This is a genomic window from Streptomyces sp. NPDC107538 (assembly GCF_055657445.1).
In genome coordinates, this window is record NZ_JBVKAY010000005.1 from 354,661 (window position 1) to 377,869 (window position 23,209).

The window sequence follows — 23,209 nt, forward strand, 5'->3', positions numbered from 1 at the left end:
CACGATCACTCCGCTGACAGGCGCACGTCACCCTAACAGCACGGGGGACCAGCCGACCGCACTCAGTTCCGGGCGTCCTCCGGCACCGTGATCTGCCGCTCGCCCCAGCCCATGCTGGTCGTGGCCGTGTAGTTGACTGTCGTGCCGGCGTCGAGACCGGCCTCCCCGGCCCTGGCGGAGGGTTCGGTCAGGACGAGCAGGTCGCAGAGCAGTTCGCCGGTGGCCGGGTCCACGATCACCCGCTGTTCCACGCTCCCCAGCGGTGTCGCGTGGGTACCGGGGAACGCGACGCCGACACCCTCGCGCCCGAGCGGATCGGCGACCCGCCCCAGCCCCCGGACGCCGGGCTGCTCCGCGATCACCCGGTACGCGGCGGCCCGGACGGCGGGCTTCACCGGCATGGTGATGAGGTCGGCCGCCTGGCGCAGCACATAGGCCGTACGGTCGGTGATCTCGGCGCCGTCGCCCTCCTCCGCGTACCCGCGCTCCAGCGCTCGGCGCAACTCGGCGGTGTCGGAGGGGAGTTCGAGCAGGTCCTGGTAGGAAACATTCCGGGGACCAATGGCATAGATCTTGTCGTCGGCGTCCGTCCGCATCACCAGCGGCGGGCGGGTGCCGAGGGTGTACCCGAGCGTGCCGCCGCCCTCGTTCCCGGGGACCTCCGCCTCCAGCGACGCGGGGGAACCGGCGGCCTTCCAGCGGGCCTCGTCAGCCTCGGTCCTGGGGGTGATCTCGGCGTCCAGACCGGTGACCATCAGACTCCGGGTCCCCGGGCGCACGCCCACCGACCACTCCGAGGTCCCCGTGTCACGCACGGCGAAGAGCCCGCCCTTGCCTCCGGCCGCGCCCACGACGTTCACGTCCTCCGAGCGGGTGGTGGTCTGCCAGTACGTCCCCGTACCGGCCGCCGCGCCGGCCTTCTTCGCCGCGCTGAGCAGTTCGAGGCGGACATCGGCGGTCGACGAGTCCGGCTCGGCGGCGGAGGTCTGCGCGGGTGCGCCGGGGCGTACGCCCAGCGGATCCCGGTCGAGCGTGCTCACCACCACGGCGGACGCGGTGACGGCCGCGAGGGCGGCCATGGCCCCGAGCGGCCGGATCCCGCCCCGGAACCACCCCGGCACCCCGCCCCGCGCCGGGCGCTCGTCCGCCGCCTCGGCCATGGCCATGATCCGCGCCAGGTCCGCCCGCTGCCGCGCGGATCCCGCGAGCCGGGACGGGTCCAGCTCGTCGGGCCGCGCGTCGGCGAGCACGGCCATGACGTCGGTACGCCCGGACCGTCCACGGGTGTTGTGTGTACGAGTGTTCACGTGAGTGCTCCCTTTCGGCCGGGGCGGCGGGGGGTGTGGGCGAGTGGGGCGGGTGCGGTGTCTCGTGCCGGTGCGGTGTCCGGTGCGGGTGCCGCGTCTCGTGCGGGTGCCGCGTCCGGTGCGAGCTTCGCGCCCCATGCGGATGCCGCGCCTCGTGCGGGTGCCGCGCCTCGTGCGGGTGCCGCATCTCGTGCGGGTGCCGCATCCCGTGCGGGTGCCGTGGCCGTGTTGTCCGCCCGCTGTGTCGGATCCAGGGCTTCCAAGGCCCTCTCCAGCCGGCGGCGGGCCCGGTGCAGCCGGACGGTCAGCGTCGCGGTGGTGCAGCCGAGGACGCGTGCGGCCTGCTTGGTGCTCAGCCCGTGCCAGGCGATGAGCGTCAGCAGTTCCCGGTCGGCGTCGGACAGGCTCGCGAGTGCCTGCAGCGCGGCGGCCCGGTCGGTGACGTCCGCCGCGACATCGCCGACGTCGGCGTGTTCACCCCGGCCGATCCGGCGGGCCTCCTCGGCGGCGAGGGTGTACTGATGACTGTCCCTCCGCCGCAGCTCACGCACCAGGTTGCGCGCGACGCCGAGCAGCCATGGCAGCGCGGGGTCGGGCATGTCCCGCACCCGCCGCCACGCCACGGTGAACGTCTCGCTGGTGATGTCCTCCCCCACCTGCCGCCCCACGAGGCTGGTGGCATAGGCGAGGACGCGTGGATAGCACTCCTCGTAGATCTCCCTGAACCGTTGCGCATCCGTCACGCGCCGCCCCTTCATCTCGGCTGTCTCACCGAGCAATGCGCGCGGGGGCCCACTTATTACAGGGGCAGGGGAAGTGGATCGCGGAGCCTGGCCACATACCGCCGGTATGCCCGGGCTTCGGCCGAGGTGGCCGCGACGGCGGCGAGGCGGTCGGGGAACATCACTCCTCCCGCGTGGAGTTGGGCGTTCGTCCCGAACCGGTTCCCGTGCAGGCGGCCGGTCACCAGCCGGCCCCGGTGGACCTGGAACCAGGCCTCGCGGTGGTTGCCGAACAGCACGACACTCTCCCGCAGATCACGCACATCGGTGTACACGTCGAAGTCCCAGTCACCCGGGGCTCCTCCAGAGGCGTAGTGCGCACGGAACCGGTGCATGAACCGGGGCAGGTCGACAGCCGCGCCGAACGGAATCACCGCGTCGGCATACGGCTCACCGCCGATGAAATAGATCCTGAACTCCAGGCCGTACAGCCGCCCGCGGATTTTCCTCCTGACGCGGAGCGAGAACGTGTCCGCGTCGTCATGGGTCCAGCGGTCCACGGCGCGGACGCGCCGACTCAGGTACTCGAACGACAACGTCTCCCGTCCGGCCAACAGACCGGGGATCCGTTCGACCGAGCCATGCCGCAGATAGAGACACATCAGGTCCACGGGATGCGCTTCGTGCGCCAGCCGCGTGAAGAACCCGTCGGAAAACCCGTCCCGCAAAGCTTTCTCCAGCCACCTAGGACACGGCCGCCCAGCCAAAGGCTCCGCCCTTGGCCCCGTCGAGGAAGGCGTGCCAGCTGTCGGGGCCGAAGTGGAGGAGGGGGCGGCCGGGGTCCTTGCTGTCGCGGACGGCTCGGGCGCCGGTGGGGAGGGGGGCGACCTTGACGCAGTTGCCCTCCCCTCCGGAGTGGGAGGACTTCCGGAAGGGGCCTATGACCTCGGTCACGATGCGTCTTCCTTGCTACTTCGCAGTGCGCTCCGGACGAGCCGCGCACTGGCGTCGGGTGCCAGTGCTGCCGATCGTAGATGGTCGTGCGCATGGGCGTAAGCCGCGAGGTCCTCGGGTGCTTCGAGGACCGAAGTGCCGCGCAGGTTCTCCAGGGTCACCGCTTCGACGACCGGCTCGGCTTCGAAGCTGAAGGAGGAGAAGGGATCGGTGAGCCCTGCCAGCGCTCCCGCGCTGAACGGCAGCACCTGCACGGTGACGTTCTTCCGCTTCCCCACCTCCAGGATCCTGGTGAGCTGCTCCCGATGGAGTTCGGGGCTCACCACAGGATGCGTGATCACCGCCTCCCAGATGATGACGGCGTACGTCGCACCGCCCTCCTCGATCTTCGCCTGCCTCCCCGTACGCACCTTCACCAGATGGGCGATCCGGTCCGGAGCGATGTAGTGGGGTGTCTCCGAGATGACCGCCTCCGCGTAGGCCTGGGTCTGCAGAAGCCCTGGCACCAGCACCGGAGACCATTCACGGATGTACGTCGCGTCGTCCTCCAACGCGATGTGGTCGAGGTAGTCCGGCCGTAGATGCTCCGCGTGTTCGAGCCACCAGCCCCGGTTCTTCGAGTGCTTGGCCAAGTCCTCCAGCTTGTCGCGGACTTCCAGGTCGGCCATGCCGTACGCATCCAGCAGCAGCCGCACCTCGATGACGCGAGGGGTGGCGTGCCCTGTCTCGATGCGGCTGATCCTGGCCTGACTCGACGCGATCACCTCGGCTGCTTGCGGCTGGTCGAGCTTGGCCGTCAGCCGGTAGCTCCTCAGCGCCGATCCCAACCGCCTACTGCGCACGGTCGGCCGTCCACCTGCGGGCATGAACGCTCCCCTCTCCTCCGGAAACCATGCCACGTCCGGCGTCAACCGTAGGACCGCATCACTCCATCGAGCCGCACCGGTGCATGTATTCAGTCGTTCTCATTGCACGAGTCCCGAATTTGGACCTAGCTTCGAAGCACGCGCCGCTCCCCAGCGGCCGGTCTTGACGACACGTCAGGGGGTCCCTCGCCATGCCCGCACCCACCGCCCGCAGCCACACCCACCCGCGTCGCGACAGCTTCCGTATCCCCAAGCGCAGAAGACACGTCCCCGAAGCCCGTGCCAACGTGCGGCGCGTCCTCAAGGACTGGGCCGTCGACGCCGAACTCGCCGATGACATCGCGACCGTGGCGACCGAGCTGGTCACCAACGCCGTACGCCACTGCCGAGTGCCCCTCGCCGAGATCGAGGTGGCCGTTTCCATCCGGGGCTGTGGGCTGCTGCTTGAGGTGTCGGACCCCGACCGGGAGCGACTTCCGGCGCCCTACACCGAGGGCACCCCGGAGGGCGACGGCGGGCGCGGACTCGTACTCGTGCACGCGCTGTCCGAGCGGTGGGGCCACGACGTACGGCCTTTCACCAAGTGCGTGTGGGCCTACTTCGTGCTGCCCGGGGAGCAGTCACCGTGCGGCAGTTGACGCCCCCGGCGCCCCCTGCGCCGCTCAACCCCGAACGCGCCCGGTGGCGCCGCTGGGCCGCCCGCGCGGCAAGCCACTGGGCGGCCTACGGACGGTGGTTGCCGATGCCGCCCCGCGACCCCTGCTGGAATCCACCCCGTGCACACGTGAACCCACCCGCCGAGCCTCCCGAGCACACCGAACGGGACCTCGTACGGCCGTACGTGACGGCCCACTTGGGAGAGAGGCCGCCGAAATGGGCCTGAACGAAGCGCATGCCCCGCCCCCAGGCCCGTCCCCGGTCAGAGCCGCGTTCGACGACTGGCTCGACCACGTCCTCGTCTGCCACGAATGCCGCCGCACACCGAGCCGCCACTGTCACGACTCGGCGCGGCTCGCCGACCGGCACCGCGCGGCTGCCAGAACCGTACGCTCGCGCGATCGAGAGAGGCGATGACGACTTCCCCGCGTCAAGCACGCTGGAGGGAACCGTCCGCGTTGCGCGGCCCGGTGTTCTCGACGATCTCGCTGAAGTCGAATTCGCCGGCCTCGATCGCGTCGAAGCCCTCCTGCCGGAGGTGCCTCTTCACGGTGTCCTCCATCGCCAGACGGACGGCTTCCGCCTTCGTTCTGGCACCGAAGATGCGCATGGCCTCGGCGACCATTTCTTCATCGAGGTCGATGACGGTTCTGGCCAATGGACTCCCTTCGCGTGGAGACCCGGTCTCCGGGTCCAGGCACGCCCCAGCACCACGCCGCCGCCTGCTCACCGGCGCCCCTACGACGTCCGCGCCGTCCCCGTCCCCTTCTCCGCGTCCAGGGCGTACACGCAGCGGTCCTTGCTGCACGCGTACACGACACCGTCCTTGACGACGGGGGAGCCGGTGATCTCGCCGCCCGTGGCGAGCTTCCAGCGGAGGCGGCCGTCGTCGGCCTTCAGGGTGTAGAGCAAGTGGTCCGTGGAGCCGAAGTGGATACGGCCGTCCGCGACCGACGGGGAGCCGACGATCTCGCCGCCCGCCTGGAAGCGCCACTTGGGCGTGCCCGTGACCGCGTCGAGGGTGTAGAGGCCCTTGCCGCTGCCGACGTGGACGTGTCCGGCGGCGACGAGGACCGGGTCCACCGCGGAGCGGGACTCGGTCGCGATGCGCCAGCGGTCGCGGCCGTCCGTCGCGTCGAGGGCGTAGACCGTGCCGAGGTAGTCGGCGAGGTAGACGCCGCCGCCCGTGACCGCCGGGCCCGGCGCGAACGTGGGCGCGGACAGGAACACCGCCGGTGCCTCGAAGTGCCAGCGGACATGCCCGCCCGCGATGTCGATGGCGAGGACCCGGCTGCCCGCGGAGATGTAGACGTAGCCGTCCGAGGCCGGGGTCAGCCGGACCGGGACGCCGCCGCAGGACGCCGCGTCGCCGATGGGGTACGACCAGCGCTCCTCACCCGTACGGGCCTCCAGCGCGCGCAGCCGGGCGTCCTTCCAGACGTACACCGTGCCGTCCTGGACGACCGGCCCGGCCTCCGGCGACTCGAAGTCGGTCTGCGCGCCGGTCAGCTCCCACAGCTTCTGCCCGTTGGAGGCCTCCCAGCCCTGGACGCCGCCGCCCCGCGTCGCGGTGACGACCGTGCCCCGGTCGGCCTTCAGGGAGTACACCCAGGCCTCCGTGGACAGCCGCCACAGGTCCGCGCCCTCGCGGGCGTCGAGCGCGAAGAGGGTCGGGCCGTCGGAGGCGTGGATACGGCCGTCCGCGACCGCCATCGACCAGGCGACGTCCCGGGTCTTGAAGCGGCGCCGACCGGTGGCCACATCCAGGGCGTGCACCTCGAAGGAGGTGACGTAGACGAGGTCGTCGGCGACCGACGGGGTGCCCCAGACGTCGTTCGACATGCGGAAACGCCAGGGGCGCCAGCCGGAGGCGGCCGGTTCGGGGGCGGGCGGGGCGGTCGCGGAGGGCGCGGGGTCGGCGCCGTTCACACCGGCGCGCGGCCGGGACCAGGAGGCGGCGAGGCCGGCCTCGGGAGGCGGCGCCTTCACGGCGGCGGCGCGGGCGTCGGCGACCCGCGGACCGGGACCGATGGGCACCTGCCCGCCGGCGAGCCGTACCGGCCCGGTGTCGGGGGCGCCGAGACCGACGGGCGCGGGGTCGTACGAGGGCGGGGGCGGCGGTACGGGCGCGGGACGGGCCCCGCCGCCGCTGCGACCGGCGGAGGTCTGCTGTTTGGGCGCCGCACGGCCGCCGCGGCGGGTCTCGATCAGGCTGACCGCCTTCTCAGGCAGCCACGCCGACGCCGTACCGCTGTCGTCCGAGCCGGAGCCGAAGAGATGGGGCGCCAGCTGGGCCTGGAGGTCGGCGGGGTTGGGGCGCGCGGTCGGGTCCATCTGCATACAGGACTCGATGAGGGGGCGCAGATCCTCCGGAAGCCCGGAGAGGTCCGGCCCCTCCCGCAGCAGCATGAAGACGGTCTCGACGGGGTTGGCCCCGTGGAACGGCGCGTGCCCGGTGGCGGCGAACACCAGCATCGAGCCGAGCGAGAAGACATCGCTCGCGCCGGTGACGCTCCGTGAGTCCTTCGCCTGCTCGGGCGACATGTACGCGGGCGTCCCGACGGCGACGTTCGTCATCGTCAAACGCGTGTTCGAAACGCCGGAGGCGATACCGAAGTCGATCACGCGCGGCCCGTCCTCGACGACGAGCACGTTGGACGGCTTCAGGTCGCGGTGGACGAGTCCGGCGCCGTGGATGGACTGCAGGGCCTCGGCCACACCCGCGGCGAACCAGCGGACGGCCTGGACCGGCATCGGTCCGCAGTCGTTCACTATCTCTTCGAGGGAGGGCGCGGGGACGTACGCGGTCGCCAGCCACGGCACGGCGGCGCGGGGGTCGGCGTCGACCACGGCGGCCGTGTAGAAGCCGGACACCGCGCGGGCCGCCTCGACCTCGCGGGTGAAACGGACCCGGAAGAGCTGGTCCTCCGCCAGTTCCGTCCGCACGGTCTTGATCGCCACCCGCCGGCCCGACGCGGAGCGCGCCAGATAGACCAGCCCCATGCCGCCGGCACCCAGCCGTCCCAGCACCTCGAACGGCCCGATCCGCCGCGGATCGTGCTGCGTCAGCTGATCCACCACTTGCCCTGCCACCTCCCCGTACGGACCGCGTCGTCCTCGTAGTTGTACGCGACCCCGTGCAGCGTCTCACCACCGCACCGCCCTGGCGGCACGCACCCCGATTCTTCCTGCTACCGGGGGCAGGTTGCTAACCCGGGCGCGGAACGGGGTGTCTCAGGACAAAACCACGTCGTCCGCCTCTCGGGAAGCGGGAGCCCGGATGGTGGGACAGTTCGGCGGGCCGCGTACCACCGGCGCACAACCCCGTACGTCCGCCCGCGCAACCCCCTGGTCACTCCCCCGTCACGCCCCCGGGAGCGTACGGCCCGACCCGCGCCCCCGCTCCCGGTCGCCCACCGCCTTCTCGCTGGTCAGCCGTCGTCCGCCGGACCGCGCGCCCCGCGCTCGCCGCCCGCCGGGGTCTCGTCCTCGGCCTCCCCGTCCCCCTGCTGCCGCAGCTCGTCCGGACGCTGTTCGACCTGATCCGACCCCTGCGACGCCTCCCGCCAGCCGCCCGCGTTCCTCCGCTGGAGCAGCGCGAACGACGCCCCTTGATTGTCCGTGACGACCGCCACATTTCCGTACGAGGTCTCGAACGGCGGCACCTGTACCCGGCCCCCCAGCCGGCTGACGGTCCCGAGCGCGGCCTCGCAGTCGTCCGTCCCGAAGTGGACCAGGAAGTGCGGGGGCATCTCGGCCGGGAAGACGTCCGTGAGGGTCGCCCGGCCGAAGTCCGGGGCCGCGTCCGGGCCGAAGAGCGCGTCGTGGAAGAGGTGCGCGTAGAAGGAGTTGGCCGCCTGGGTGTCCCGTGTGTACAGCTCGGCCCAGACGAACGTGCCGGGCTCGTGGCGGCGGCCGAACCCGTGGTGCGTCCCGGCCTGCCAGAGACCGAAGACGGCGTTCTCCGGGTCGGTGGCCAGCGCGGCCGTGCCGAGCGTGCCGACCGGGGTCGGCGGGGTGATCACCTGACCGCCGGCCGCGGTGATCCGGGCGGTGAGCGCGAACGCGTCCGGGGTCGCGAAGTGCACGGTCCACACGGTGGGGAGGCGGCCGTCGGGCTTGGGCGCGAGGGCGGCGACGGGGGCGCCCTCGATGTGCGCCCACACCTCGTGCGCGCCGTCGCCGGGTGCGACCTTGAAGGCCCACCCGAAGAGTTCCCCGTAGAAACGCTTCCCCGCCTCCACGTCAGGCAACTGGGCATCCACCCAGCAGGGCACACCCTCGGGATACGGGCTTCCCGTGTCGGCGGCGACTCCCGTCTCATCGGCCATAGGGCCAAGCTAAGGGGGACCCTGGGGATGCGCGCGTCGGGATCTCGCGCGGAGGGAGCTCGGGGGTACGGGTGCGTCGCCGGGTGCGGGTGAGTGGGGGTTGCTCGCGCAGTTCCCCGCGCCCCTAAACGACCAGGCCCCTGCGGGCCTGAAAGACCAGGCCTCCGCGGCCTGAAGGCGACCGGTGGCGGGGATGAAAAGCAGGGGGCGCAGCCCCTGCTTTTCAGGGGCGCGGGGAACTGCGCGACCAGCCCCCACCGGACCCGCACCCGAAAACGCACCCGAACCCCCGCTCACCCACCCGCCCCCACCCGGAGGGCACGGCGGGGGCGAAAGAAATACGCCAACGCGCCCGGCGGTCTCCCGGCGAACCCCTTGGTGAAAGCCCCCACTCCCCATTTGCAGTCGGCCGAATCGCGCTCCGATCACCCCTCGGTAAGCTGACGGCATGACAGGACAAGTGCGTACCGTCGACGGCCGCGTGGCCGGCCGACGAGGGCAGGCGACCCGGCAGAAGCTGCTCGACTGCCTCAGCGAGATGCTCAGCTCGTCGCCCTACCGGGACGTCAAAGTCATTGATGTCGCCCGGAAGGCGGGCACTTCACCCGCGACCTTCTACCAGTACTTCCCGGACGTCGAGGGCGCCGTCCTGGAGATCGCCGAGCAAATGGCCACCGAGGGCGCCACCTTGACGAGCCTCCTCGAAGGCCGCTCCTGGGTCGGCAAGGCCGGCTGGCAGACCGCCCAGGAACTCGTCGACGGCTTCCTGGAGTTCTGGCGCAAGAACGACGCGATCCTCCGCGTCGTCGACCTGGGCGCCGCCGAGGGCGACAAACGCTTCTACAAGATCCGGATGAAGATCCTGAACTCGGTCACCAACTCCCTCTCGGAGACGGTCGCCGAACTCCAGGCCAAGGGCCGCGTCGACAAGGACGTCAACCCGGGGGCCGTCGCCGGTTCCCTCGTCGCGATGCTCGCCTCGGTCTCCGGACACCAGAAGGGTTTCCAGACCTGGGGCGTCAAGCAGGCCGAACTGAAGCCCAACCTGGCCCTGTTGGTCCACCTGGGCATCACCGGCAAGAAACCCACGAAGTAGGGCGGGAGCACCCGGGCACGCCCCGGACGCGATTCCTGTCACGCAGCCGGCACCCTCCACCGAGGCGTGCCGCCTGCCGCGTTCAGGGGGACTTGAAGACTCGGGGGACGGCGACCGGGCCAGGGGGCGCCCTCACCGCCGTACGATCCGGAACACCCGTATCTCCCGGTCCACCCGGGCCTGATACGTCGAGTACGGCGGCCAGAACCGCAGCAACTCCTGCCACGCGGCGGCCCGTTCCGCACCCGCCAGCAGATGCGCGGTGACGGGGATGTCCTGGCCCTTCCAGTTGATCTCGGCGTCGGGGTGGGCCAGCAGGTTGGCGCTCCAGGCGGGGTGCCCGGGGCGGCCGAAGTTCGACCCGACGAGCACCCAACTGCCCTTCCCCTCCTCAGGCATACAGGCCAGCGGAGTCCGCCGCGGCACCCCGCTGCGCGCCCCGGTCGCCGTCAGGACCACCCCGGGCAGCAGCTGCGCGCTGAGCAGCACCCGCCCCCGGGTGACCCGGTGCACGGCCCGGTCCAGCGCCGGGATGACATGCGGCGCGACCCGGGCGAACACCGGGGCCGACGACACCTTCTGCACCAGCCGCACACCCATCCCGGCCATACCTCTGCTCCCGTTCCGCGAAGTCATCAGCCCCGCACCTCCCCGCGTACGTCCCGTCCACCGGTGGCCGTGAAGACCCCCGCCGCGTCGGCCGCCCGCCCCCGCAGCCGGTGCACCGGCCCGAAGAGCGCCTCGTCCCCGGCCGCCCGCTTGAAGTACAGATGCGCCTCGTGCTCCCAGGTGAACCCGATCCCCCCGTGCAACTGGATCGCCTCCCCGGCGGCCACCCGCAACGCCTCCAGCGCCTGGGCGAGCGCCAGCCCGCCGACCCGCTCGCCGCCTTCCCCGCCGGACGCGGGGGCGGCGGCGGCCCAGGCCGCGTAGTACGCCGCCGACCGGGCCGCCCGCACCCCCACGTACACATCCGCCAGCCGGTGCTTCACCGCCTGGAACGACCCGATCGGCCGCCCGAACTGCTCCCGCTGCCGCGTGTACGCGACCGTCCGCTCCAACGCCCGGTCGGCCGCCCCCACGGCTTCGGCGGCGAGCACGGCGGCGGCCAGGTCCCCGACCCGGGCCAGGGCACGCGGCACGTCCACGCCGCCACCATCGACGGTGCCCAGCAACTCCCCGCCCACATCCCGGAGTTGGAGCCGAGCCACCGGCCGGGTCTCGTCGATGGAAGTCTGCCGCGCCCGTACGAGCCCCCGGCCGGGACCCGCCTCCCCCTCCGCCCGCACCAGGAACAGCAGCGTCCGCGAGCGGGCGTACCCGCCGGCGTGCGCGGCCACCAGCAGCAGCCCCGCGCTGTGCCCGTCGAGGACCTGCGCGGCCTCGCCGTAGAGCCGCCATCCGTCCCCGACGCGCCGCGCCTGCACGCCCCCCGCCCGGCCGCCGCCGGCCCACGCGCCCCCGTTGTCGCCGGTCAGCGCCAGGGCGGTGGTGAGGACGGGGCCCGGTACGGCGAGGGCCGCGGTGAGGCGGCCCGAGGCGAGGCGGGGCAGCAGCTCGGCGCGCTGCCGCTCGGTGCCGAGGGCGAGGATCAGGGGGGCGACGAGGACGGCGGTGGACAACAGCGGGGAGGGGGTGAGCGTCCGGCCCAACTCCTCTCCCGCCAGGGCGAGTTCGGTCACCGAGCATCCGACACCGCCGTACGTCTCGGGGAGGGCGAGGCCCGGCAGTCCGAGCTGTTCGGAGAGGGCGGCCCAGAGCGCGCCGTCGTACCCCTCCCCGGTGCGCACGGCGGCCCGGACGTCCTCGGGGCCGCAGCGCTTGATCAGCAACTCCCGTACCGTGCGCCGGATCTCCTCCTGCTCGGCGGTGAAGCGGGCATCCATGGCCGGTCCCCCTTCTGCTCCCCCAGCTACGACTCCCGATAGATCTGACGGTCCGTCATATTAGGCAAGAAGCCACCGGAAGCACAGGGTTGCCGGGCGGCACATCTGATGTACCGTCAGTTTCATGACTGGAGGCCGGAAGGTCGCGATCGTCGGTGCCGCACTCTCCGACTGCGGCCGGTTGGACGACACGACCCCGCACTCAACCCAACACTCCACCCCGTACGCGACCCCGTACGCGCTCCACGCGCAGGCCGCGCGCCGGGCGCTCGCCGACGCGGGGCTGGAGCGCACGGCGATCGACGGGCTGGCCTCGGCCGGTCTGGGCACGCTGGCGCCGGTGGAGGTGGCGGAGTATCTGGGCCTGCGGCCCACCTGGGTGGACTCCACGTCCGTCGGGGGCGCGACCTGGGAGGTCATGGCGGCGCACGCGGCGGACGCGATCGCCGCCGGGCACGCGAACGTCGTCCTCCTCGTCTACGGCTCCACGGCCCGCGCGGACGTCAAGGCGGGCCGCCGCACCGGCAACCTCTCCTTCGGGGCGCGCGGCCCCCTGCAGTACGAGGTCCCCTACGGGCACACCCTGATCGCCAAGTACGCCATGGCCGCGCGCCGCCATATGCACGAGTACGGGACGACCCTGGAACAGCTGGCCTCGGTGGCCGTCCAGGCACGGGCGAACGCGGCGGCGAACCCGGAGGCGATGTTCCGCACCCCGATCACGGTCGACGACGTCCTCTCCTCCCCGCCCATCGCGGACCCGTTCACCAAGCTGCACTGCTGCATCCGCTCCGACGGGGGCGCGGCGGTCCTGCTGGCGGCCGAGGAGTACGTACGGGACTGCCGGCCGACCACCCCCGTCTGGATCCTCGGCACCGGTGAGTACGTCTCCCACACGACCATGTCCGAGTGGGACGACTTCACCATCTCCCCGGCGGCGGTCAGCGGGCGGCTGGCCTTCGAGCGCGCGGGGGTCACCCCGGCCGAGATCGACTTCGCGGAGATCTACGACGCGTTCACCTATATGACCCTCGTGACCCTGGAGGACCTCGGCTTCTGCGCCAAGGGCGAGGGCGGCGCCTTCGTGGAGAAGAACCGCCTGACCCTCACCGGCGACCTCCCCGTCAACACCGACGGCGGCGGCCTCTCCGCCCAACACCCCGGCATGCGCGGCCTCTTCCTCCTCGTCGAAGCCGTACGCCAACTACGCGGCGAGGCCGGCACCCACCAGCTCCACACCCCCACCGGCCACCTCCCCCACCTCGCCGTCGCCTCCGGCACGGGCGGCTGGTTCTGCTCCTCGGGAACGGTGGTACTGGGACGGGGATGAGGCTCTCCCGGCTACCCGTTCGGGTGAATCAGGCCTGATCAGAGCCACCAGATTAATGCTTGCATTAATTTCCTTCGCATGTCTCAATGGGAAGTGATTCTCGTCGCGGAAGTGGCGACGTGGTTCGGTGATCTGGTCAAATCCGACGATGGCAGTGCAGATCAGGTGGAGGACGCCATCGATGCTCTTGCTCTGCTCGGCCCCACACTCGGCCGCCCGCTCGTCGACCGGATCAAGGGCGCGGAACAGCATCACCTCAAGGAACTGAGGCCCGGCTCATCCGGCAGGTCTGAAATTCGGATCCTGTTCGCCTTCGATCCCGTACGCCGGGCCGTCCTGTTGGTCGCCGGGGACAAGGCCGGAAACTGGAGCGGCTGGTACGACACCAACATCCCGATCGCCGAGAAGCGGTACCAGGACCACATCGCCGAACTGGATACGAGGGAGTACGAATGAGCACCATCCGCTGGGAGGAAGTCAAGCGCCGAGCCGACGAGCAGCGGCGGGCCGCCGGGCTGCCGGTGCGATCGGACGAGGAGAAGCGGGCCGACATGGACCGTCTCCTCGCCGAAATCCGCGCCTACAAGCTCGCCGAAGTCCGGCGGGAGCAAGATCTCACGCAGCGTGACATCGCGGACTCCATGGGGGTCTCGGCACCTCGTATCTCGGCCATCGAGAACGGCGAGATCGACCGCACCGAGGTGGCGACCCTGCGGGCCTACGTCCGTGCGCTGGGCGGGGAGCTAAGGGTGATCGCGGACTTCGGCGACGCGGCCTACACCGTCGGGTGACCGTGGTGGGCGGGTGGGTGGTGTCGTGGGGTGGGTCGTGGGGTGGGGGGCCGGAATAGGGGGCGGGGCGGGGGTGCTGAAGCGTATCGGCGGAGGAGTCGTCCCGAGGCGTCGCTGAGCATTCCGGAGGTAGTGGCATGGCACTGTCCCGCAAGGAGCGCGAGGAGTTTCTGGCCGAGGCCCAGGTGGCCGCGCTGGCGGTGGACGCCGGAGAGGGGAGGGCACCGCTGACGGTGCCGATCTGGTACCAGTACGCACCCGGCGGCGACATCTGGGTCATGACCGGGCGGGACAGCCGCAAGAACCAGCTGATCCAGGCCGCCGGACGCTTCTCCCTGATGATCGACCGGCTCGAACCCACCATCCGCTACGTCTCCGTCGAGGGCCCGGTCACCGGCACGACCCCCGCCACCCCGGACGACCTCCGGGAGATCTCCGCCCGCTATCTGCCCGCCGAGAAGGTCGACGGGTACGTGGAGTTCGCGTCGAAGAACCACGGCGAGCAGGTCATCGTCCGGATGCGTCCCGAGAGGTGGGTCTCGTCCGATCTGGGCTCGGTGTGAGACCGTCCCACCCATGATCGAACCCCCTTCCCCCTCTCAGTCCCAGTCCCGGCCCCCCTCCGAGCCGTCCGAGGTCGGCCGGGCCCTGCGCGGGCTGCGGGTGTGGGATCCGCAGGTCAGCGCCCTGCCGTCGTTCGACCCGGCGGCGGCCCCGGCCGAGCCGGTGGCGCTCTTCGCCGCCTGGTTCGGCGAGGCCGTGGCGGCCGGGGAGGTGGAGCCGCACACGATGTCGCTGGCCACGGCGGACGCGGAGGGCCGGCCGGACGTCCGTACGGTGATGCTGCACGACGTGGACGCCCGCGGCTGGCACTTCGCCTCCCACTCCGGCAGCCGCAAGGGACGCCAGCTCGCGGCCCGCCCGTACGCGTCCCTCGGCTTCTACTGGCCCCTGCTCGGCCGCCAGGTCCGGGTGCGCGGCCCGGTCACCGTCGAACCCGCCGAGGTCGCCCACGCCGACCTGCACGCCCGCTCGACGGGTGCGCTGGCCGCCGCCCTCGTCGGCCGGCAGAGCGAAGTCCTCGGCTCCTACGAGGAGTTGGAGCGCGCCTCGGAGTCCGCCTGGACCCGGGCCGAGCGGGAACCGGACGTCGCCGTACCGTCCTGGACGGCGTACCTCGTGGAACCGGACGAGGTGGAGTTCTTCCAGGGCGACGCCCGGCGCCGCCACGTACGGCTCGACTACCGCCGGGAGGGCGGCCGTTGGACCACGGAACTGCTGTGGCCCTGACGGCGGCACAGCCCTCAGACTTTCTCGACCTTCTCCCACACGGACACATGCCGGGTGCTGTCGTGCGTGAACGGCTCCCCCTTCCACCCCTCCCACCGGTCCCGCAGCCGCATCCCGGCCAGCCGGGCCATCAGGTCCAGCTCGGCCGGCCAGACGTACCGGAACGGGATCGACCGGTACACCGGCCGGCCCTCGACGAGCGTCATGTGGTGCGACCGCATCCCCTGTGTCGCCACGTCGTACGTGTCGAACCCCAGCCGCGCCGGCCCGACCCGGAACGGCACCGCGTTCTGCCCCGGCGGCAGCCGCCGCAGGTCCGGCACCCCGACCTCGATCACGAAACGGCCGCCGGGCACGAGATGCGCGGCGGCGTTGCGGAAGCAGTCCACCTGGGCGTCCTGCGTGGTCAGGTTGTTGATCGTGTTGAAGACGAGGTAGGCGACGGTGAAGCCGGGCCCGTCCACCCGGGTCGTGGCGAAGTCCCCGATGGTGACGCCGATGTCAGCGCCGCCCGGCTTGGCCCGCAGCCGCTCCACCATGGCCCGCGACAGGTCGATACCGTGCACCGGAACCCCCCGCCGGGCGAGCGGCAGGGCGATCCGCCCGGTCCCGATCCCGAACTCCAGCGCCCGCGCGCCCCCTTCGACGCCGGGCGCCTCCGCGAGACCGGCGATCAGCTCCACGACGGGGTCCACGGCCTCCGGGCCGAACACGTCGTCGAAGGGATCACCGGAGGGGTCGTCGTAGTGCGCGGCGACGTCCTCGCCGAAGTACCCGTCGGGGTCGGCGACGTCCTCGTAGCCGCCCTCGTAGCCGTCCGCGAAGCCGCCCCCCTGGCTGTTTCCGTCATGCGCGCTCATCAGTTCCCCAAATCCCCTCAGGTGCCGGGTCCGTGGCCAGTCGTGCGTGCAGATGGGCGTCGCGGAAGGCGTCGTGGCGTCCCTCGTCGAACGCCGCCCCGCGCATGGTCCCCTCGTACCGGAAGCCGCACAGCTCGGCGATGCGGCAGGACGCGGCGTGGTCGACGACATGGTCCAGTTCGAGCCGGTGGATGCCGAGTTCGGTGAAGGTCCAGCGCGCGGCGAGGTCGAGGGCGCGGGTGGCGACGCGGCGGCCGCGGGCCTCGGGCAGCACCCAGTAGCCGACGACGGCCCGGCGCAGATGCGCGTCGATACCGCTCAGCCCGACCTGTCCGAGCGTCACGCCGGTCGCGGCGTCCGTGATCCGGAACGCCACGGTCTTCCCCTCCGCGTCGGACTCGACCCGCTGCCGCAGGGACTCCCGGGCGCCCTCGAAGCTCTCGTCCCACAGCAGCGGTGTGTTCCACCGCCGGAAGTCCGGATCGGTACGCCCCCGGAACCACGCCTCGACGTCCGCCTCCGACCCGGCGTCCCAGGCACACAGCCGCAGGCCGTAGCCGTGCGGCTCGGCGGCGGTTCGCTCATCAGTACGGCTCATCACCCCATTGAAACGCGCACCCCGTCACGAGCGCGCGCGAAATACGGGCACCACAAACCCCCCGACGTCCCGAAAGCCGACCTCAAGCTCCATCCCGGCCCACAACTCCCAGCCCCCGCTACCGTCTTCGTCCACCTCGGTCATCATCCGCGGCCCCTCGACGAGATCGACGACGGCGGCGACGTACGGCGTCCGCTCCCCGAAGGGCGGCAGGTCGTTGCGGTGGACGACGGACCAGGTGTAGAGCGTGGCGCGCCCGGAGGCCTCCTCCCAGCGCACGTCCTCGCTCCAGCAGTACGGGCAGAACTCCCGCGGACAGTGATGGGCGCGCCCGCACCCCGCGGCCCCACAACGCCGCAGCAGCAACCGCCCGTCGGCGGCGGCCTCCCAGTACGTACGGCTGAACGCGTCGACCTCCGGCAGATCGAACCGCGCGCCCATCAGAACCATCCCAGCGCGCTGTCGACGGACCACGTCTGCCAGGACATCCCGAACAGCCCCACCACCGAGATCAGCGCCATCATCGAGTTCTGCCCCTGCTCGGCCCAGTCGTGGATCATCAGGACGAGGTAGAGCAGGTTGAGCACCAGGCCGCCGACCAGCGCGACCGGCGTGAGCACGCCGAGGATCAGCCCGAGTCCGAGGGCGAGTTCGGCGTACACGACGACATGGGCCATGACCTTGGGCCGGGGCCTGACGACCACGTCGAACCCGCTCCGCACGGCCCCCCACCGATGCTTCTCCGCCACCCCCGCCGCCCACGCGATCCCGGCCCCCTCCCGGAACCAGGCCTTCTTGTCCTTGTGCCGCCAACTCTCCAGCCACCACAGCCCGAGCCCGATCCGCAGGACCGCCAGCCACTCGGCACCGCTGAGCCAGATCGTGTCCATGGACACCGGACATCGCCGCCCTTCCGTATCCGCGCGGGTTCCCGAAGGAGTATCTGACGGTACGTCAGTTCAGCGGACGGGGGGTACATCCGCAAGGGGGACGGACGGGCCGACCCGACCCGACGGGCCTAGGGCACGAACCCGGTCGGCATCGCCCGCCCGTAGAGCTCGTCCAGACCGACCAGCAGAACTCCGCCCCGCTCCGCCTCGGTGCGCAGCGCGTCACTGAAGCCCGCGGCGCTGAAGAACGCCAGCCCGCAGTGTCCGGTGTCGAACCCCCGCGCGGCGAGCAGCTCACGGGCCCGGCCGAGTCGCTCCAGATGGCCGACTCCCATCACGGTGCCCCACTTCGCTTCCCCCAGAAGGGCGACAGAGGGCCGGCGCCCGCCGGAGCCCGGCTCGACCACGGCCACGTCGACCTGGATCTGCTTCCGGGCGGCCGAGTCGGTCACGATCCCGGTGCCGACCTCACCCAGGGACGCGCTGAGCAGCGACCGGCCCGGCCCGATCACGTACTCCCGGCACACGGCCTCGAAGTGCGGGCCGGCCACCTGCGCCGCGAACCGCTCGGCCGCCTGCCCCCACACCTCCGCGGCCTGACCGCTCTCCAGCCGGGCCCAGGCGGGCCGCATGACGGCCTCATAGAAGTTGATCAGCGGTTCGGTGATGCGGTACTGCGACTTGCCGGTCCGGAAGATGTCGGACTCCCGCACCAGGAGGTGGCTGTCCTCCAGGACGTTCAGCGGGTGCGAGATGTCCACGGACTTGCGGCCGATGTACCCCGCGATGCCGCCCCGCGTCGCGTTGCCCTGCGCCACGGCCGCGAGGACCGAGTGGTACAGGGCGGTGTCCCGGATGTCGGCCTCCTCGGCCAGCAGATAGCGCGCCTCACGGAAGAGCGGGCTGAACGGCGAGAGGACCGTACGGCAGATCCAGTCGTCGAACGCGCGCAGGCTCTCGGGCACGTCGTCCGCCAGGAACTGTCGGCGGTACGCGGGCGTACCGCCGACGACGGCGTGCAGCCGGGCCGCGAGGGCGGGGTCCTCGGCCACGCCCCAGAACTCCGCGGCGGCCCGGTACCCGAAGGGCCTCACGACTAGTTCGAGCTGAGCCCGGCCCCGGAGGGGCGCCGTGCTCGCCAGCAGCCCGCCCATGACCGACATCGCCGAACCGCAGAGGAGCAGCCGCATTCCGCTCGCCGTCGTCTGATGACGATCGATCTCGCGCTGGATGAGGGAGGGGAGTTCGGGGGCGACCTTCACCAGATACGGGAACTCGTCGATGACGACGAGACGCGAGGGCGTCTCTCCCGCTCCTTCTTCGTTCGGGTGCGCGAGGCCGAAGAGATAGGTGATGGCGTCGTCCCACGTCGCGAAGGAGAAGGACGCCGGGGAACCCACGTGCTCGGCCAGAGCGGCGCTGAACTGACGCAGCGACTCCGTGGCGGTGCCCGCCGTGGCCCCGAAGTAGAAGCCCCCTCGCTGTTCGACGAGGGCCCTCAGCAGGTACGTCTTGCCCATCCGGCGCCGACCGCTGACCACCCCGAGCATGGCCTGCGGCAGGGGCCGGTCCACGAAGGCGGCGAGCGCCGCCCACTCGGGCCCCCGGTCGAACACGTGAACAGGCTTGACCGCCTCAGCTGGACGCTTCACGAGCACTCCTTAGGAACACACTCCTAAGGAGTGTACTCCTAAGGAGCGCACCCCTCACTGATCGAACCGCACGTTCACCACCACGCCCCCTCCACGTTCCAAGAGACCTACGCCACAGATCCCACCCAGCCCTCCTACAGCCGTGATCAATCCGCAACCAATTCCGGTCTTGACCGAGACCCAACAAGTGAGGGCGTGAATACGCTCTGGCACATGGCCGACTCCAGAACATCCGCTGAATCCGCGGGATCCGTGACCCCTGCCGCCTCGGACCGCCCCGTCTATGTGATCGGCGGCGGTCCCGGTGGGCTGGCCGTGGCGTACGCGTTGCGGGCGCAGGGGGTGCGGGCCGTGGTGCTGGAGAAGGCGGACGGGGTCGGGGCGTCCTGGCGGCGGCACTACGACCGGCTGCACCTGCACACGACCCGGCGGCTGTCGGGCCTGCCCGGCCTGCCCATGCCGCGCCGATTCGGCCGGTGGGTGTCGCGGGACAACGTGGTGCGGTACCTGGAGAAGTACGCCGAGGTGCACCAGTTGGAGATCGTGACCGGCGTCGAGGTCTCCCGGGTCGAGCGGACCGCCGACGGCACCGGCTGGCTGCTGCACGCCACCGGGGGCCGCGAACTGACCGGCAGCGCGGTCGTCGTCGCCACCGGCCACAACCACACACCCCACCTCCCCGACTGGCCCGGCCGGGACGGGTACACCGGCAACCTGGTGCACGCCTCCGCGTACCGCAACCCCGAGCCCTACGCCGGCCGTGACGTCCTCGTCGTCGGCATCGGCAACACCGGTGCCGAGATCGCCGTCGACCTCGTCGAGGGCGGCGCCCGGCGCGTACGGCTCGCGGTGCGGACGGCCCCCCACATCGTGCGCCGGTCGACCGCCGGGTGGGCGGCCCAGTACACGGGCGTCCTCGTACGGCGGCTGCCGGTCGCCCTGGTGGACCGGCTCGCCAAGCCGATGGCGAAGCTCAGCGTGCCGGACCTGTCGGCGCACGGCCTGTCCCGCCCCGACACCGGCCTCTACTCCCGGGTCACCGACGGCTCCATCCCCGTGCAGGACGTCGGCCTCATCGACGCCGTACGCAAGGGCAAGGTCGAGATCGTCGGCCCGGTCGACGGGTTCGAGGACGGCAAGGTCGTCCTCGGCGACGGCGGCCGGATCGAGACCGACGCCGTGATCGCCGCCACCGGTTACCGTCGCGCCCTGGAGGGGCTCGTCGGACACCTCGACGTCCTCGACGGCCGCGGCAGACCGGTCGTGCACGGCGCCCGTTCCCCCGAGAACGCGCCCGGCCTCTACTTCACCGGCTTCACCAACCCCATCAGCGGCATGTTCCGCGAACTCGCCCTCGACGCCGAGAAGATCGCCAAGGCCGTCGCGAAGAGGGGCGGCGTCGCCACCCGCGACGCGATCACGGTCCGCGTCCGCACCACCCCCTGAGCCGACGGCCGCACACCACCTCCACACCGGCCCCGTCGTACACGTCTGACCCGCGCCCCGCGCGGGTACAACCCCTTCGAACCCCCTTACCGCCGCGTAACTTTGCTCGCACGCCCATTCCTGACTGGGCGTCAGTTCAGTAGTCTGAAATCTGACGTGTCGTCAGATTCGTGAACGCGTCACGTCGCTCTTCACGTCACGTCACGACACGTCACTCGTCACGTCACTGAATTGGCTGTCACACAGGAGCGGGCGGACCGATGCTTGGATCAACCCACGGCACCCTCACCACCGACTCCCGCCGGGCCCGGACCGTCGCGTGCGGCGAACATCCCGCGCAGGTCGTGCACGGCAGGCCCGCCGAGGCCGGCGACCTGGACGTCAGCGGGCGCCCGCTGTACGCCGACGTCCCCGATCTGGACCGTTTCTTCCGCCCGGAATCCGTCGCCGTCGTCGGCGCCTCGGACGCGGAGGGCCGGCCCAACACCGGCATCACCCGGCAGTTGCTCGCCTGGTCGGAACGGGTCGGCGCCCGGCTCCACCCGGTGCACCCCACCCGCGAGTCGGTCTTCGGCATCCCTTGCGTCCCTTCCGTCGCCGCCCTGCCCGAACAGGTCGACCTCGCCGTCCTGCTCCTCTCCGACCCCCTCCCGGTGATCGACGAACTGGCCGCGGCCAAGGTGAGGTTCGCCGTCGCCTTCGCCTCCGGTTTCGCCGAGACCGGTGCGGAGGGCGCCGCCGCGCAGGAGCGGCTGGCCGCCGCTGTGGCCCGCGCCGACGGTCTGCGGCTGCTCGGCCCCAACACCAACCTCAACGCCTTCGAGCGGTTCCGGGACGACCTCGACGGGCCGGCCATCGCGCTCATCACCCAGTCCGGCCACCAGGGCCGCCCCGTCTTCGCCCTCCAGGAACTCGGTATCCGCCTCTCCCACTGGGCCCCCACCGGCAACGAGGCCGATCTGGAGACCGCCGACTTCATCTCCTACTTCGCCGAACGCCCCGAGGTGGGCGCCATCGCCGCCTACGTCGAGGGCCTCAAGGACGGCCGCGCCTTCCTCCTCGCCGCAGACCGGGCCGCCCGGCGCGGTGTCCCCGTCGTCGCCGTCAAGGTCGGCCGCACCGAGACCGGCGCCCGCACCGCCGCCTCCCACACCGGCAAGCTGACCGGCGCGGACGCGGTGGTCGACGCGGCGATGCGGCAGTACGGCGTGATCCGCGTCGACGGCCTCGACGAACTCCAGGACACCGCCACCCTGTTGGCCCGGGCACGCCGTCCTCGCACCCCGGCCTCGACCACTCCGGGTTCAGCCGCCGACCCCCGGCCCGAGGGCGTCGTCGTGTATTCGATCTCGGGCGGCACGGGCGCGCACTTCGCCGACCTGGCCACCGAGGCCGGGCTGCCCCTGCCCACGCTCTCCGCGGCCAAGCAGGCCGAGCTGCACCAGTGGATCCCCGACTATCTGAGCGTGGCCAACCCCGTCGACAACGGCGGCCACCCCGTGGGCGACTGGCGCGGCCCCCGCATCCTGGACGCGATCCTCGACGACCCGGAGGTGGGGGTGCTGATCTGTCCCATCACCGGCCCCTTCCCGCCCATGAGCGACAAACTCGCCCAGGACCTGGTGGCCGCGGCCGAGCGGACGGACAAGCTGGTGTGCGTGGTGTGGGGGTCGCCGGTGGGCACCGAGGCCGCGTACCGCGAGACGCTGCTCGGCTCGTCCCGGGTGGCGACCTTCCGTACCTTCGCCAACTGCATCACGGCCGTCCGCGCCCACCTCGACCACAGCCGCTTCACCACCGCCTACCGCTCCCCCTTCGACGAGGCGCCGCGCTCCCCCTCGCCCTCCTTCCGCAAGGCGAAGGCGCTGATGCGGCCGGGGCAGCAGCTGAGCGAGCACGCGGCCAAGCAGCTGCTGCGCGCGTACGGGATACGGGTGCCGCGCGAGCAGTTGGTGACCAGCGCGGCGGCGGCCGTACGCGCGGCGAGCCTCGTCGGCTACCCGGTGGTGATGAAGGCGTCCGGCGCCCGTATCGCCCACAAGACGGAACTCGGCCTGGTGAAGATCGGGCTGACCTCCGCGAGCCAGATCCGCGACGCCTATCGCGAACTCACCGACATCGCCCGCTACGAGGACGTCCCCCTGGACGGGGTGCTGGTGTGCCAGATGGTCGAGCGGGGCGTGGAGATGGTCGTGGGCGTCACCCATGACGACCTCTTCGGGCCCACGGTCACGGTCGGCCTCGGCGGTGTCCTCGTGGAGGTCCTGCGCGACTCCGCCGTACGCGTCCCTCCGTTCGCCGAGGACCAGGCCCACGCCATGCTCGCCGAACTGCGCGGGCGGGCCCTGCTGGACGGGGTCCGCGGGGCTCCCCCGGCCGACGTGGACGCCCTCGTGGAGGTCGTGCTCCGGGTGCAGCGCATGGCGCTGGAACTCGGGGACGACATCGCGGAGCTGGACATCAACCCGCTGATGGTGCTGCCGAGGGGGCAAGGGGCGGTGGCCCTGGACGCGCTGGCGGTGTGCCGCTGAGC

Annotated in this window: 24 protein-coding genes; 9 read left to right on the forward strand and 15 right to left on the reverse strand. The window is 71.7% G+C overall.

Translation table 11 applies throughout. The features are described from left to right. Positions 1 to 62: 62 nt before the first annotated feature. The 5 genes from ACZ7MG_RS19960 to ACZ7MG_RS19980 form a co-directional block, all read right to left on the reverse strand. Complete coding sequence (locus ACZ7MG_RS19960) at positions 63 to 1,307, reverse strand: CU044_5270 family protein (protein ID WP_471393516.1); 1,245 nt, start codon at positions 1,305 to 1,307, stop codon at positions 63 to 65. Then, on the reverse strand, positions 1,304 to 2,050 hold the full coding sequence (locus tag ACZ7MG_RS19965; RefSeq protein WP_471393514.1) for an RNA polymerase sigma factor: 747 nt from the start codon (positions 2,048 to 2,050) through the stop codon (positions 1,304 to 1,306). The genes ACZ7MG_RS19960 and ACZ7MG_RS19965 overlap by 4 nt, the downstream gene beginning before the upstream one ends. A gap of 56 nt (positions 2,051 to 2,106) precedes the next feature. Then, positions 2,107 to 2,691 carry a hypothetical protein gene (locus ACZ7MG_RS19970; protein WP_471393885.1) on the reverse strand — a complete coding sequence of 195 codons (585 nt, stop codon included), beginning with the start codon at positions 2,689 to 2,691 and terminating at the stop codon, positions 2,107 to 2,109. 82 nt (positions 2,692 to 2,773) lie between these two features. Further along, the gene (locus tag ACZ7MG_RS19975; protein WP_471393512.1) at positions 2,774 to 2,983 is read right to left on the reverse strand and encodes a DUF397 domain-containing protein; all 210 of its coding nucleotides are present in this window, start codon (positions 2,981 to 2,983) and stop codon (positions 2,774 to 2,776) included. Beyond that, positions 2,980 to 3,849 carry a helix-turn-helix domain-containing protein gene (locus tag ACZ7MG_RS19980; protein ID WP_471393509.1) on the reverse strand — a complete coding sequence of 290 codons (870 nt, stop codon included), beginning with the start codon at positions 3,847 to 3,849 and terminating at the stop codon, positions 2,980 to 2,982. Before ACZ7MG_RS19980 ends, ACZ7MG_RS19975 begins: the two co-directional genes overlap by 4 nt. Before the next feature lie 191 nt (positions 3,850 to 4,040). Here ACZ7MG_RS19980 and ACZ7MG_RS19985 point away from each other — a divergent pair, with 191 nt between their 5' ends. Continuing rightward, positions 4,041 to 4,487: an ATP-binding protein gene (locus ACZ7MG_RS19985; protein WP_471393507.1), complete on the forward strand. Its 447-nt coding sequence runs from the start codon at positions 4,041 to 4,043 to the stop codon at positions 4,485 to 4,487. 449 nt (positions 4,488 to 4,936) lie between these two features. On the opposite strand, the gene ACZ7MG_RS19990 is transcribed toward ACZ7MG_RS19985, so the two are convergent. The 3 genes from ACZ7MG_RS19990 to kbpA form a co-directional block, all read right to left on the reverse strand. Next, complete coding sequence (locus ACZ7MG_RS19990) at positions 4,937 to 5,164, reverse strand: type II toxin-antitoxin system VapB family antitoxin (protein ID WP_471393505.1); 228 nt, start codon at positions 5,162 to 5,164, stop codon at positions 4,937 to 4,939. 80 nt (positions 5,165 to 5,244) lie between these two features. Further along, positions 5,245 to 7,587, reverse strand: coding sequence for an outer membrane protein assembly factor BamB family protein (locus ACZ7MG_RS19995; RefSeq protein WP_471393502.1), 2,343 nt, complete (start codon positions 7,585 to 7,587; stop codon positions 5,245 to 5,247). A gap of 350 nt (positions 7,588 to 7,937) precedes the next feature. Further along, entirely contained in the window at positions 7,938 to 8,837 is a 900-nt protein-coding gene (gene kbpA / locus ACZ7MG_RS20000; protein WP_471393501.1) for an AfsK-binding protein KbpA, read from the reverse strand. Between the two features lie 448 nt (positions 8,838 to 9,285). Here kbpA and ACZ7MG_RS20005 point away from each other — a divergent pair, with 448 nt between their 5' ends. Further along, positions 9,286 to 9,933 (forward strand): TetR family transcriptional regulator, encoded by a 648-nt coding sequence (locus ACZ7MG_RS20005; protein WP_471393498.1) that lies wholly within the window; start codon positions 9,286 to 9,288, stop codon positions 9,931 to 9,933. Positions 9,934 to 10,065: 132 nt separating this feature from the next. Here ACZ7MG_RS20005 and ACZ7MG_RS20010 read toward each other — a convergent pair whose 3' ends face one another. Together ACZ7MG_RS20010 and ACZ7MG_RS20015 are read right to left on the reverse strand one after the other, a co-directional pair. Then, positions 10,066 to 10,542: a nitroreductase/quinone reductase family protein gene (locus tag ACZ7MG_RS20010; RefSeq protein WP_471393496.1), complete on the reverse strand. Its 477-nt coding sequence runs from the start codon at positions 10,540 to 10,542 to the stop codon at positions 10,066 to 10,068. 26 nt (positions 10,543 to 10,568) lie between these two features. Further along, complete coding sequence (locus ACZ7MG_RS20015) at positions 10,569 to 11,819, reverse strand: acyl-CoA dehydrogenase family protein (protein ID WP_471393494.1); 1,251 nt, start codon at positions 11,817 to 11,819, stop codon at positions 10,569 to 10,571. Positions 11,820 to 11,943: 124 nt separating this feature from the next. Between ACZ7MG_RS20015 and ACZ7MG_RS20020 the strand changes: the two genes are divergently transcribed. The 5 genes from ACZ7MG_RS20020 (at position 11,944) to ACZ7MG_RS20040 (ending at position 15,230) form a co-directional block, all read left to right on the forward strand. After that, a complete protein-coding gene (locus ACZ7MG_RS20020) occupies positions 11,944 to 13,149 on the forward strand; it encodes a thiolase C-terminal domain-containing protein (protein ID WP_471393492.1) in 1,206 nt (401 codons plus the stop codon). Between the two features lie 78 nt (positions 13,150 to 13,227). Then, positions 13,228 to 13,605 (forward strand): type II toxin-antitoxin system RelE/ParE family toxin, encoded by a 378-nt coding sequence (locus ACZ7MG_RS20025; RefSeq protein WP_471393489.1) that lies wholly within the window; start codon positions 13,228 to 13,230, stop codon positions 13,603 to 13,605. After that, positions 13,602 to 13,940: an XRE family transcriptional regulator gene (locus tag ACZ7MG_RS20030; protein WP_471393487.1), complete on the forward strand. Its 339-nt coding sequence runs from the start codon at positions 13,602 to 13,604 to the stop codon at positions 13,938 to 13,940. The genes ACZ7MG_RS20025 and ACZ7MG_RS20030 overlap by 4 nt, the downstream gene beginning before the upstream one ends. A 137-nt stretch (positions 13,941 to 14,077) precedes the next feature. Further along, positions 14,078 to 14,503, forward strand: coding sequence for a pyridoxamine 5'-phosphate oxidase family protein (locus ACZ7MG_RS20035; protein WP_471393485.1), 426 nt, complete (start codon positions 14,078 to 14,080; stop codon positions 14,501 to 14,503). Positions 14,504 to 14,516: 13 nt separating this feature from the next. Continuing rightward, positions 14,517 to 15,230 (forward strand): pyridoxine/pyridoxamine 5'-phosphate oxidase, encoded by a 714-nt coding sequence (locus ACZ7MG_RS20040; protein WP_471393482.1) that lies wholly within the window; start codon positions 14,517 to 14,519, stop codon positions 15,228 to 15,230. A gap of 14 nt (positions 15,231 to 15,244) precedes the next feature. Here ACZ7MG_RS20040 and ACZ7MG_RS20045 read toward each other — a convergent pair whose 3' ends face one another. From ACZ7MG_RS20045 to ACZ7MG_RS20065, 5 genes are all read right to left on the reverse strand, one after another. Next, positions 15,245 to 16,090, reverse strand: coding sequence for a class I SAM-dependent DNA methyltransferase (locus ACZ7MG_RS20045; RefSeq protein ID WP_471393479.1), 846 nt, complete (start codon positions 16,088 to 16,090; stop codon positions 15,245 to 15,247). Continuing rightward, on the reverse strand, positions 16,077 to 16,688 hold the full coding sequence (locus ACZ7MG_RS20050; protein WP_471393476.1) for a GNAT family N-acetyltransferase: 612 nt from the start codon (positions 16,686 to 16,688) through the stop codon (positions 16,077 to 16,079). Before ACZ7MG_RS20050 ends, ACZ7MG_RS20045 begins: the two co-directional genes overlap by 14 nt. A 24-nt stretch (positions 16,689 to 16,712) precedes the next feature. Then, entirely contained in the window at positions 16,713 to 17,129 is a 417-nt protein-coding gene (locus ACZ7MG_RS20055) for a Zn-ribbon domain-containing OB-fold protein (RefSeq protein WP_471393473.1), read from the reverse strand. Further along, positions 17,129 to 17,578: a DoxX family protein gene (locus tag ACZ7MG_RS20060; RefSeq protein WP_471393471.1), complete on the reverse strand. Its 450-nt coding sequence runs from the start codon at positions 17,576 to 17,578 to the stop codon at positions 17,129 to 17,131. Before ACZ7MG_RS20060 ends, ACZ7MG_RS20055 begins: the two co-directional genes overlap by 1 nt. 128 nt (positions 17,579 to 17,706) lie before the next feature. Beyond that, positions 17,707 to 19,098, reverse strand: a complete 1,392-nt coding sequence (locus ACZ7MG_RS20065; RefSeq protein ID WP_471393883.1) for an AAA family ATPase — start codon at positions 19,096 to 19,098, stop codon at positions 17,707 to 17,709. Between the two features lie 345 nt (positions 19,099 to 19,443). On the opposite strand from ACZ7MG_RS20065, the gene ACZ7MG_RS20070 reads away from it, so the two are divergent. Beyond that, positions 19,444 to 20,676, forward strand: a complete 1,233-nt coding sequence (locus tag ACZ7MG_RS20070) for a flavin-containing monooxygenase (protein ID WP_471393469.1) — start codon at positions 19,444 to 19,446, stop codon at positions 20,674 to 20,676. Positions 20,677 to 20,936: 260 nt separating this feature from the next. Beyond that, on the forward strand, positions 20,937 to 23,207 hold the full coding sequence (locus ACZ7MG_RS20075) for an acetate--CoA ligase family protein (RefSeq protein ID WP_471393466.1): 2,271 nt from the start codon (positions 20,937 to 20,939) through the stop codon (positions 23,205 to 23,207). Positions 23,208 to 23,209: the final 2 nt, after the last annotated feature.